The following is a 12671-nucleotide window of genomic DNA, read 5'->3' as shown; positions in this document are numbered from 1 at the left end:
AAAGATTTACACGTTGAAATTACTCTGCCTGCCAAACATTGTTCTCCAAATTAACGTCTGCCATTAACTGAGATGGATCTAAGACAATTCCTTTAATTGAGGATAATGGTTTGTCAATCACAAATTCATAGATAGGATATGCCCAAGGCCAATCGTTCAATACCGTTCGTTCAATGCCGGTATATGGGTTTTCTTTTTCACCACGCATCATTCTCAAAGGAGCGTAAAACGTTTCTCTAGTATCATCAGTATATACGACCAAAATATCCATAGGCATTGGCATTAATCCAATACGCTCTAAGGTAACCTTGGTATTCGTATCTGAGGCCGTCACTTCTTTTATGCCATAATCAATGGTGTTTGTTGTTTGTGTCCAATCGGTTAAATACCAATCTAGCTCCATTCCAGATACTTTTTCTGCAGTACGCTTAACATCATTGGGTATCGGATGCTTTAATTTGAAATCAGCATAATATGTACGAATAGTTTCCATTAATTTATCTTGACCGATTACATATCCTAATTGTGACAAAAAGATTGAACCCTTGCTATACGCAGAAATGCCGTAGGCAAAATTGAGGGCATACCGATCTGCGTGAGTAGACTGCGGCTGTTCTTTACCAGATAGCGCCAAATTTCTATACCCTTTATACGTATTTTCAAAAGGATTATTCTTTTCTTGATTCATAATGTGATTCATACAAAGTGTAGAAATAAATGAGGTGAAGCCTTCATCCATCCATTCATGTTTAGCTTCATTGGTGCCTAACACCTGTTGAAACCAAGAATGCGCCATTTCATGCGCCATCACCCCAACAAGGCTGCTAAATTTTCGCTCTCCAGTTATTAGTGTTCCCATAGCATATTCCATACCGCCATCTCCACCTTGTATAACAGAATACTGCTTATACGGATAAGGACCAATATTCGTGTTGAAAAACGCCATAGCTTCTACCGTTTTTGGTTGAAGGTTTTTCCAATTCTCTAAAATTTCAGGGTTGTTCTTGTATAAAAAATGCAATTCTGGACCATCAGGAATTTGTTGTATATCATGAATATAATCTGGATCTGCCGCCCACATAAAATCATGAACCATTGGAGCTTTAAAGTGCCAAGTCAATGTTTTACCTTTTTGCTTCTTAATTTTTGTCCCAGGTGTTTCATAGCCATGTCCTATTTCATCAGCATTTTGAAGGTATCCCGTTCCACCAACGGTGTATTCTTTATCTAAGGTCAATTTCACATCGAAATCACCCCAAACACCGTGAAATTCCCGAGCGATATAGGGGTCTGCATGCCACCCTTCAAAATCATATTCCGCAAGTTTAGGATACCATTGGCTCATGGAAAGCGCAACACCCTCACTACTATTTCTGCCAGAACGTCTTACCTGCAACGGAACTTGACCTTTAAAATCCATATTAAAAGTTGATTTTCCACCAGCAGGTATTGGCGAAGCTAAATCTACGACCAACACAGTGCCTTCTTCAGAAAATGTCACCTTTTTTCCGTCTTGCACTAGAGAAGTAGCGTGTAAGTATCCCATTTCAGTTTCAGAAAGGGTCGATATTCTACTTTTTTTATTGTCTGTAATCATTCTACCATCTGGATCTTCAATGGTCTGTAAACGTATATCCATTTCACTTCCTGGTTGAAAAGCATTGAAATACAAATGGAAGAAAATTCTTTTTAATTCATCAGGAGAATTGTTGGTGTAGACCAGTGTTTGCGTTCCGGTGTATTTAAAATTGTCTACATCCATGTCAACCTCCATCGTATAATCTACGTGTTGTTGCCAGTAATTTGTTTTATTTTGGGCAATCAGCCCAATGGTAAATAATACTGTAAAAAATGAAAATATTGATTTAGTCATGTTTGTTGTATAAATGTTATAATTGAATCTGTCCTGCAACGACCTTGCTTGCCATTACCAATGCGTTGTAAGCATTTACAATTTTTCCAGAGGTTGAAATTTGATCTAAAGATGCACTTTTAGTAGTATCGCCACTAAGAATTACTTTCGTTTTTATAGGCAGACCAGAACGTAAAATAATCTGTTTTACTTGCGCAGCTGTTAATGATGGGTATTGTGACATTACCAGTGCCGCTACACCTGCAACCGCCGGAGCCGCCATAGAGGTACCTGGCGAAAACTCATATTCGTTGTTGGGGAACGTAGAGTAGATATCGGTGCCAGGGGCAAAAACATCAACATTTATAGCGCCATAATTGGAGTAGGAGGCAACCAACTCTGAACCATATTTAGGGTTTAAGGCTCCAACTGTAATTACGTTATCAGCAATTTCAGGTCCATTCTTTACTTGGTCATTTGGAAAATTACCGATGCTAGGGTCATCTAAATTAGCACCATCATTGCCTGCTGCATGTACGAAAAGAACATTTTTTTCTGCAGCATATTTAATCGCTTCATAAACCCACTCGGCTTTTGGGGAAAACGATTTTCCAAAGCTTCCGTTTATAACTCGTGCACCATTGTCAACGGCATAACGAATACCACGTGCGATATCCTTATCATACTCATCGCCATTTGGAACGGCTCTGACGCTCATAATGGCAACATTATTTGCCACGCCATTTGCCCCTTTGCCATTATTGCGTTTTGCAGCAATGATTCCGGCTACGTGCGTTCCATGACTTTCATCATCGAACCTATTTTTTGGATTGCCGTTTCCGTAATTTACATCGGTAAGATCATACGCATCATCACCTACAGGTGTTCTCCCATTAAAATTCTTATTTAAATTATAGTTTAACTGTTCAGAATAGTAGGTAAGCCCATCATTTAATTCCTTTATAACTTCTGGGATGGTTTCTTTGATACTGAACATTTGATTTAACACCGCCAAGTTTCGTTGCATGGTTTCATCAGTTGCTTTTATGCCGGCTAAATCTTCTTTCGTATATGCATCCTTTTTTAAATATTTTTTCACCTCTGTATCAGCATTTTTTACAGCTTGTAAGATTTGCTCATATTGCTGTTTACCTTGTAATGCCTCGCTATACTTTGTTTCTAATTCTGCTTTTGCTTTAGATAACGTGGCTGCATCACCGATGTTAAGGCGTAACATGCGCACATATTCTAATTGTTCGTTGTAAGATTCTCCCAAGAAATTGTATCCATGAATGTCGTCTACGTAACCATTGCCATCATCATCAATATTATTGCCAGCTTTTTCTTTGGTATTCGTCCAAAGAACACCATCAAGATCTTCATGGTTTAAATCGATGCCGGAATCTAAAACAGCTACGATGGTTCTGGTCCCTTTCTTATTTTTGATGATTTCATCATATGCTTTGTTGACACTCATACCCGGTATGGTGTCGGCAACCAGATCCAAATGGCCCCAATTCTTCTTTTCATCTTCAGTGAGGTCTGTTATTTTTAATGGAGTGGCATCAATGTTTTCGACGGGAGTGAGAATTAATCCGCGACCTCCTGCCGGACTCGTACTACCACAGCCGAATAATAATATAGAGAAGGATAGTATGAACAACGATTTAATATAGGTATTTGTCATATGTGGGCAACTTTTAATAAAAAATTTATTTGTGAATATATTAGTAGTGCGTAAATTAATTGAAAACTTCATCAAAGGTAAATACTTGATTTAAACGAACACCTTTATCCGTTTGTTTTAGGGTACACAATTGGTTATGTGCATCATGTTCAAAAAACAGATAGTAGTTGTTTTCAGCGGCTTGATTTAAAAACAGTTCTTTCTCTGTCATTGTAATCAACGGTCTAGTATCGTAGCCAATTACATAAGGCAATGGAATATGGCCTACAGTAGGTATAAGGTCTGCTACGTAGGCAATGGTCTTGTCTTTATATTGAAATTGGGGTAACATTTGTTTTTCAGTATGTCCGTCAACAAAACGAATATCAAAACCTAACGGGCTATTATTAAGGTAGTTTTTGTTTGTGTGGTCAATAAAGTTCAATTGACCACTTTCTTGCATAGGGATGAGGTTTTCCTTTAAAAACGAAGCTTTTTCTCTTGGGTTTGGTTCCGTTGCCCATTTCCAATGCTTCTCATTCGACCAGAAACGCGCATTCTTAAACGCGGGTTCATACCCTGTTCTATCCTTGTTCCACTGAATAGCACCGCCACAATGGTCAAAGTGCAAGTGAGTCAAAAAAACATCGGTAATATCATCCCTATGGAAACCAATTTTATCTAAGGACGAATCAATATTAAAATCTCCCCAGCGATAGTAGTATCCAAAAAATTTATCTGATTGCTTATTTCCCATTCCAGTATCTACTAAAATAAGGCGGTCACCATCTTCAATTAAAAGGCTACGTGCGGCTATATCAATTAAATTACGACTATCTGCAGGGTTCGTTCTTTGCCAAATGGTCTTTGGAACAACGCCGAACATTGCACCACCGTCTAATTTAAAATTACCAGTTTCAACAGGATAAATTTTCATAAGGGGCAAAATAATAAAAGCGTATGAAATCCTAGGTTGGATTAAGAATATATTATCATTTGGCTAAGGAGCAGAAAAGTGATTTTTGACCTATGTATAGAAATTAGAACAATTTATTGTATTAGAAAATAAAGGTAAAACTTATAAAAAACCATGTGCCTTGAGGTCATTAAGCCTCTACGAACAGGTCGCTAATTTGATGATGCGCCAAAGGCTTTGTTAGGTGTTTTTTTACCACGCTATATTCTTTTCCCTTTTCAAAATCTAGCGGGTCTAATGAGGAGCTAAGAATGAATATTTTACAGTGTTCTTTTAGTGTTTCCGGTAATTTCATATAGTGATCTAAGAATTCAAAACCGTTCATTCTTGGCATTTTGATATCTAGAAAAATCATATCTGGATACGCTTTTGGATTGTCGAGTATACTATTCAAATATTCTAAAGCATCAACGCCAGAAGTCTTGACCGTGATTTTAGAAATACATTCTTCTTTCGAAATTATGACTTTGTTGATAAAATTATCCACATCCGAATCGTCTATTAATAATACGCTGATATCCTCATTCATTTTATTTTCTATCTGATTCATTTGGTATTTTTAAGGTAAACATTGTTCCCGCCCCCAATACAGACTCTACTTCTATAGAGCCTTTTAATTTTGCTAATACTTCTTTGACTATAAATAAACCAATACCTGTTCCCATTATTTGCGATGATATTCTGTAGAACATATCAAAAATTTTATCTAATTGCTCTTCTTCCATTCCCAGACCATTGTCCTTTATTTTTATAATAGCTTCCTTTTTTGTGGTTTCAATATTAATCCAAATTGAAGGGGAATCTTTACTTACATCATGGTACTTGATTGCATTAGATATAAAATTATTCAATAGAATTGAAATTCTCTTATTATCAGAAACAAAATCAACTTTATCATTGACATTGGAATGCATATTTATTTTGTTTGCATTCTCTAAATACGAGAAATTTTCCAATGAAATTTTTATTAAATTACTGAATTTTATATTCCTCACCTCAATTTCTAAGTGCTTATTTCGAGAGTACGTTATAATATCCTTGATGAAATCATCTAATCTTTTAATCGATTTTTCCATCATATTTATTTGAAAAACCAAATTAGGATTGTTTTGTTCGGATAATATGATGTTTATGAGTCCTAAAACCGAAGATAGGGGAGCTCTTAGTTCATGTGAGGCGCTATAGACGAAACTATCTAGTTCAGAATTAGTTTTCGTAAGTTCTAAATTTTGAGCTTCTAAACTTTTTTCTGCCTCTTTTCGTTCAGTGCTATCTCTCAAAACGCCCAATAAATTACCATTGAGATCCATTTTAGCATTGACTTCTCCGTAAAAATGGCTACCATCCTTTCTAATCATTTTACGCTCATGCAGAATAACCTTACCTGCTTTTAATTCCTTAAATTTAATAGGGTTATAACGTACTTCTTCGGAGTCATAAATATCCTTTAAGGTTAAACCTATTAATTCATTTAAGGTATAGCCCAACATCTCAGCCCCCTTGCTATTTACCTCTAAAATGACACCTTTTGGACTTGTAAGAAATATGCCGTCTGAGGCTTGTTCCACCAATGATTTGAATTTGTTGTTGCTTTCCCTTAACAATACTGTTTTTTCTTGTACTAATTGATTTAATCTATATGGTTGAAGTACAAGAAACCAAACAAGAACACCACAAACAATAGCAAGTAGTAGTCCCAAAAAGGAAAAGATAAGAATTGTTGAATATGGTGGTGTTTGATTAGAGATGACATAAAGCTTCCATTCCCCTTGACTTGTGGTCAGGGGCACTTTAATAGCATCTTTAATTGAAATTTCATTAGAACGGTAAAAGACATCTTCCGATTGATCAGGATTGATTTTAGCCAATTGATAGGAAAATTGAGTATCACTTAAAGAATCTATTTGTACGGCACTTATAATTGTGGGTAAACGTACAATTGCAGAAGCAAAACCAGCGAAGTCACCTGCGCTGAATAATGGTGTACGACCCACAAAACCCGCACCCCCTTGTTTTAAGTGAAACGGACCCGCCGTAAAATAATCTTTTCTTTTAACTGTTGTGAGCGCTGCGTACCTACTTATGGAATCTTGTAGGATATTAAAACCTAAAACATCATTATCCCTTGATGGATACACATGGGTAATAACACCTTGGCTATTAGCAAGCTCTAAAGCTTCAATATTTTTATTGCTGCTTAATAATAATTGAGCAATGCGGTCAAAATCATGGGGAATACCATAGTTTTCCACAATAAACGACAAGGTTTTTGTCGCCATAAAACTTTGTCCAAGCACATTCTGTAAATCCTCTTTTAAGCTTAAGACTCTTTCATTGACCTCTTGTTGTTCAGTTTTCTGCAATAGTTGAAATCTCTGATAGCTAATTACCTGAGTAATAATACATACCAAAATAAACACCAGAACACCTGCAGTTAGTGGTTTTTTGAAAAAAGAGGGTTGTTTAGTTTTAAGCACTATATGAATTTTTGCAATTAGAAGTTAGGGCAGCATTCATATAATTTGAATTATGTATAAGTAGGCAAGACAATAAACCGTATTAATCTCCATTATTTGCCTAACTAAATTTAATTTGTACATGCCTTTTTTATACTAAAATTGATACAGTACATTTTGTCAAGGAGAACCATGATTAAATATTAATAGCTGATGTATGCTGAATTAAATATTACCAGGGGACTAAACATAAAATTGGCAATTTTTAACAAATTTAAGAAAAGACACGTATAAAGCTAAGTTTTCTCTTATTATCTTGTAGGATTACCTTTATCTTTTAACAATGTCACCCCTAAATAGATATTAAAAATAGCATGTCTAATTGAACGAATAGGCAACACAGTATTTTGATTTATAACTAATTTTAATGGTACTTATATTAATATTGACCCCTACCCAATACCCTATTAAGAACACCAAATAAATAGATACTCTAGAGTTACTGTGTCAGTAGAATGAGGAGTTGGTTTAAATTAATACGTATTGTATTATACAAGTTTTAAGCGGTACTATTTTGATTCAACAGTAGGTTTAATTGTTTTCCAAAATAAAGCATTGCTTTAATTTCTTTAACACTTAAAAGGCGCTCTTTCTTTAAAATCATAATAGAATTCCCGTTTGTTTCAACGTGGTAATACGGGTTGCTTTCTAAAAACAATATCAATTCGTCAGTAAACAGATTTTGAATTTCAGATTGATCTTCACCACTTAAGAAAAAGCGTTTGTTAAAATCGGGATGATTTTCCAATTGAATGTCTTTAAAACCTGCCATACCATATATGAAATCTAAAAGCCCTTCCTTATCCAATGTAAATACTGGCATTGGTTGCTTTAGCTTTATATGTAATATCGTTGCCTTTACTACTTCGCGCGCAATGAATTCACCCTCACTAAACTCCACATCAAATAGATGAAACGTTTTTGTTTCGTCGTAAAAGCTGTTATAGAAAAAAGGGACTTTTCTCGTTCTAAAGAAAATGAACTTATTTAAAAATTTAGTTTTATTAGATCGATTTGGCATATACGACCAGTTGTATTCTTTGGCCATAACTTTCAAAAGACCCTGTCTTTTGGTGAAATATTTCTGAATAGGCCCAAGTTTGGCCAATGGCAACAATTTACGAATTGCAAATGGATGTTTGGAATCTGCACCATGCTTATCGAGCCCAATTAATTCAATACTTCCCTCTTTTTTAGTAAAGTTGTCCACATAATTCTCTAGGCCTTCCATTACGGTGTGGTCTACAAAATTGCATAATGAAAAATCAAGTATTACATTTTCATTTTCCGGAATAATATCCAATTTATTCTTTAATCTATAAAAGTTAAGAAAACTAGAGAAGTACTTTACGCTGATGTAATAATTACCTCCATCCTTTTCTTTGAACATTAATATATTGGGCTTTACCAAATTATTTACGAACAATAAAATACTCTTATTAAGCGCAACGTGAATTAAGAAGGTCATTACAATCCCAATTGCTATACCGGTTATCAGATTTGTAAATAAGGTCGTTAGTAGGGTTACTGTAAAAATGATAATCTGTTCTTTACCGATTCGGGCAATTTTTCTAATGTTCTTCGGTGTAGCAAGCTTGTAACCAGTATATACTAAAATCGCAGCTAAAGCAGCCAACGGTATTCGTTTTAATTGATCTTGAAAAAGGAGCACAAATATAATTAGGAAAAGGGCATGAAAAAAATTAGCAGATTTATTGGTCGCTCCGTTGTTTACATTAACGGAGCTTCTCGCAATCACCGTGACTACGTTCAAACCACCTACTAAACCACTAAGTGTAGTGGCGAGACCAAGAGCTTTAAGGTCTTTATTTACATTAGATCTTCTACGCTCAGGATCAAGCTTGTCTACTGCTTTTATGCTTAATAATGATTCGATGCTAGCGATAAGGGTGATAGAGAAAACAGCCACTATAAATTCTAATTTAAGCACTTTTGAAAAATTAGGAAAGGCTAAATTAGACAGGATGTTATCTGGAATATTGACCAAAAACTCACCCTGTAAGGGATAGGGCACGTCTATCCAATCAAAAACATAACTGAAGGTCACAGTTAAAATCAATATCCACATTGGGGCGGGAATAAGATGTAAATACTTATTTCTGATCTTAGAATAATTTGCCATGATCAGTAGAGCGATCAGCCCGATAATTGCGGCAATTAGCTGTTCTAAATGATAATTATTATATAGGCCAAGAATGCCTTCTGGTATTTGTAACAATAAGTGAACGATACTACCTTGCTCGTTATTATGACCGATCATAATATGAAACTGTTTGGCTAGTATGCCTAAGCCTATGGCCGCCAGCATACCCTCAATAGCAGATGCCGGAAAGAAATCTGCCAGTCGGCCCATTTTAAGAAACCCAAGGATAAGCATTAAGATACCGGAAAATACAACTGCAGCTAACGTAAAAAGATAACCTTCATACATATTACCTGCGCCTAAAGTTGTAATTGCACTCAATAACACAATCACCATTCCATTCCCTGGTCCAGTAATGGTGACATTCGAGCCACCTAAAAGCGAAACTACTACGCCGCCAACCACTGCAGCAATAATACCGGATATAGGAGGGGCCTCGCTCGCTAAAGCCAGTCCGAGCCCTAAGGGAAGGGCTATTAAAGACACCACGAAACCAGAAAATAAATTCTTGGGCAGCGTACCTAAAAACGTAGCGGTTTTCTTTTTTTTAGCGCTCAAATTTGCTTTCTAACAATTAATAAATCGGTTGGTAAATCAGATAATATATATTCAATATCATGCGGAAAAATACGGTCCCAAATACCAGACTTTACAGGGGCGTTCAATACTAAAAGATCGGCCCTAACTACCTCTGCGTAATGCCCTATTGAATAGCCTCTTTTTCCAAAAATACTTTGGGTCTTTACTTTGAGGTTTTTGGTAATATCGACAGGTAGTGCTTCAACAATGTTTTTGACCCTAGACTCTTCTCTTTGCCGTAAACGTTGTTTAATAATATTCGCTTTTTTTAAGGAACGGTCATCCTCAACGGTAACTTGAATTTCTTTGGTTAGAATTTCCTCTACAATCGTAATTTGTTGTGCCCCCAATAAATTAGAAAAGTAAAAGGCATGCTCTATTGCCATAGCAGTTTCTGGAGCATCAAGTCCATTAACGACAACATGTTTACATGGCACTCTTTTATCAGAAGGTTTTATCAACAAAAGAACCGAACAGTTAACCTTACGCGTCAGCTTTCTGGCTATAGAACCTAAGTAAAACTGAAACTTATTTTCACGTTGTAAAGCGCCTAAAATTAAGAGATCAATCTTTAAATTTAAGCAGGCTTCTGTAATGACTGATTCTGGGTTTCCTTCTTCCCAAAGTATAGTTATGGAAAGGTTTGCGTGTTCGGTTTGTGAAATTATGGTATTGATTTTCTCTGATTTCGCCGGAGTTTTTGTTCCAACATGCAATAAAATCAACTTACAATCTAGAAAATTAGCGATACGGGTAGTTTCAAGGATATTTATCCTAAGCGAAGGGGAAAAGGCAAATCCGAATAAAATTGATTTATATAGCTTGATAAGATGTGTAATATAGGGTTGTGCGTTCCAAGATAACATTTAATTATAAGATGGAAAACAGGCTTGCTATTTCACTTGGTTAAAATGCATGGTTTAGATTAAAAATTTATGGTATTTAATCCTGTATAATTGTTATTTTTAACAAAAAAATAATATGCTAGAGCTTGCTGGAATTATTATTTTGGGAATACTCGCTCAATGGGTGGCGTGGCGTTTAAAACTGCCTGCCATATTACCTTTGATACTTATTGGTTTATTGGTAGGGCCATTTTCTACGCTTTATACGGTAGATGGTTCTAAAATCATAGAGCCAATTTGGAATGGGGAAAAAGGTCTCTTTCCGGGGGACAGTCTGTATTATTTTGTGTCACTTGCCATAAGTATCATATTATTTGAAGGCGGATTGACCCTTAAGCGTTCTGAGATAAGCAGTATTGGCCCAGTGATTACTAAATTAATCACACTAGGAAGTGTCACTACGTTTTTTGGTGCCGCATTGGCAGCTTATTTTCTGTTCGGTCTTTCTTGGCAACTATGTTTCTTGTTCTCGGCATTGATTATCGTTACAGGGCCAACGGTAATTACGCCCATTCTACGAAATATTCCACTTAAAAAGGATGTTTCGGCCATTCTAAAATGGGAAGGAATTCTTATTGACCCCATTGGCGCGTTGGCAGCCGTTTTGGTATACGAGTTTATCAGCGTAGGAGAAGGACAGGCATATACGGTGACGGCATTGATTGAATTCGGAAAAATTTTATTGTTTGGGTTTACATTCGGCTTCACCTTTGCCCATGCCCTTACTTTTTTAATTAAAAAGAACTTTATTCCACATTATTTATTGAACGTAGTCACACTTTCAGTGGTGTTGGGCGTGTTCGTAATGTCAGATGTTTTCGCGCATGAATCTGGACTGTTGGCCGTTGTGGTCATGGGGATGGTCATGGGGAATACCAATTTACCCAATATTAAAGAGCTACTCTACTTTAAGGAATCATTGAGTATTCTACTAATTTCAATATTATTCATTTTACTTGCAGCCAATATCAATATTGCAGATCTTGAATTAATATATACATGGAAAACGGTGGCTTTATTTTTATCCATTGTCTTATTAATAAGGCCGCTTGGAGTTTTCCTTAGTTCAATGGGCTCTAATTTAAAGTTTAACGAAAAACTATTTATTAGTTGGGTTGGCCCTAGAGGTATCGTTGCAGCAGGTATAGCTTCTCTATTTGGTTCTAAGCTATTATCTAAAGGTGAACCGGGTGCTGAGTATATTACCCCTTTGGTGTTTATGATTGTGCTGGGTACCGTTCTATTGAACGCCACTACTGCTCGTATGTTCGCTAAACTGGTTGGCGTATTTCTGAACAAATCAGAGGGAATTTTAATTCTGGGCGCCTCAAAAGCATCTAGGCTTATCGGCAACTATTTACATCAAAACGCTAGGCATGTGGTGTTGATTGATAATAATCAATCAAATATTGACAAGGCGAATAAACTGGGCTTAGAAGCAATTTCAGCCAATATTTATTCCGATAGTTTGACAGATAATATAGAACTTAATGACATTGGGTATTTAATGGCATTGACTGGCAACTCTGATATTAATAAATATGCCATTAATAAATTTCAAAGTGCATTTGGAGAAAATGGTTCTTTTAGATTGGTGGATGCCGATGAAATGGGAGATCCTGAAAATAATCCGAAAGAAGGTTTATTTTCCCATACCGATGATTTCATAAAACTGACGGAAGCTGCTAGAAAGTATCCGGCGATACATGAAATTGAACTTCATGATACAGAGCATTATGAAGGTTTGATAGAAATCACAAAGGCCGACGCTGACATCGTCCCCTTATTTCTTAAAGACACTGATGGCGATATTCATATTATAACAGCATTCAGCAAAGAATTCACAGATATACAGGAAGGCTACAAACTAGCCTATTTGGGTAAAAACCTGAGTTCGATTAAAACATAACTAGTTGATTTGTTTTAACGGTTTGATATTTGATGCTAGGTTTCTTGGGCAAGAAGCTATATGCAATAAGGCCTGAGATAATATTCACCAAGAAATTACCAAAG

At 36.0% G+C, this 12671-nt stretch carries 8 protein-coding genes; 1 reads left to right on the top strand and 7 read right to left on the bottom strand.

Features of this window, described 5'->3' with window-relative positions; all coding sequences use genetic code 11:
• Positions 1 to 19: 19 nt before the first annotated feature.
• The 7 genes from ES765_RS06470 to ES765_RS06440 form a co-directional block, all read right to left on the bottom strand.
• The gene (locus ES765_RS06470) at positions 20 to 1873 is read right to left on the bottom strand and encodes a M1 family metallopeptidase (protein ID WP_138112431.1); all 1854 of its coding nucleotides are present in this window, start codon (positions 1871 to 1873) and stop codon (positions 20 to 22) included.
• 16 nt (positions 1874 to 1889) lie between these two features.
• The gene (locus ES765_RS06465; protein ID WP_138112429.1) at positions 1890 to 3539 is read right to left on the bottom strand and encodes a S8 family peptidase; all 1650 of its coding nucleotides are present in this window, start codon (positions 3537 to 3539) and stop codon (positions 1890 to 1892) included.
• A 55-nt stretch (positions 3540 to 3594) separates the two neighbouring features.
• On the bottom strand, positions 3595 to 4455 hold the full coding sequence (locus ES765_RS06460; protein WP_138112427.1) for an MBL fold metallo-hydrolase: 861 nt from the start codon (positions 4453 to 4455) through the stop codon (positions 3595 to 3597).
• 169 nt (positions 4456 to 4624) lie between these two features.
• Positions 4625 to 5044: a response regulator gene (locus ES765_RS06455; RefSeq protein WP_138112425.1), complete on the bottom strand. Its 420-nt coding sequence runs from the start codon at positions 5042 to 5044 to the stop codon at positions 4625 to 4627.
• Entirely contained in the window at positions 5025 to 6971 is a 1947-nt protein-coding gene (locus ES765_RS06450; RefSeq protein ID WP_138112423.1) for an ATP-binding protein, read from the bottom strand. The genes ES765_RS06455 and ES765_RS06450 overlap by 20 nt, the downstream gene beginning before the upstream one ends.
• Before the next feature lie 538 nt (positions 6972 to 7509).
• Entirely contained in the window at positions 7510 to 9732 is a 2223-nt protein-coding gene (locus ES765_RS06445) for a SulP family inorganic anion transporter (RefSeq protein ID WP_138112421.1), read from the bottom strand.
• Positions 9729 to 10619, bottom strand: a complete 891-nt coding sequence (locus ES765_RS06440) for a universal stress protein (RefSeq protein ID WP_138112419.1) — start codon at positions 10617 to 10619, stop codon at positions 9729 to 9731. The genes ES765_RS06445 and ES765_RS06440 overlap by 4 nt, the downstream gene beginning before the upstream one ends.
• A gap of 115 nt (positions 10620 to 10734) precedes the next feature.
• Between ES765_RS06440 and ES765_RS06435 the strand changes: the two genes are divergently transcribed.
• Positions 10735 to 12567 (top strand): cation:proton antiporter, encoded by a 1833-nt coding sequence (locus tag ES765_RS06435; protein WP_138112417.1) that lies wholly within the window; start codon positions 10735 to 10737, stop codon positions 12565 to 12567.
• The last annotated feature ends 104 nt before the right edge of the window (positions 12568 to 12671 follow it).

The organism is Maribacter sp. ACAM166 (assembly GCF_005771495.1).
GTDB lineage: Bacteria > Bacteroidota > Bacteroidia > Flavobacteriales > Flavobacteriaceae > Maribacter.
The sequence above is the reverse complement of the archived record's forward strand: the minus strand, read 5'-3'. Positions and strand labels throughout refer to the sequence as shown.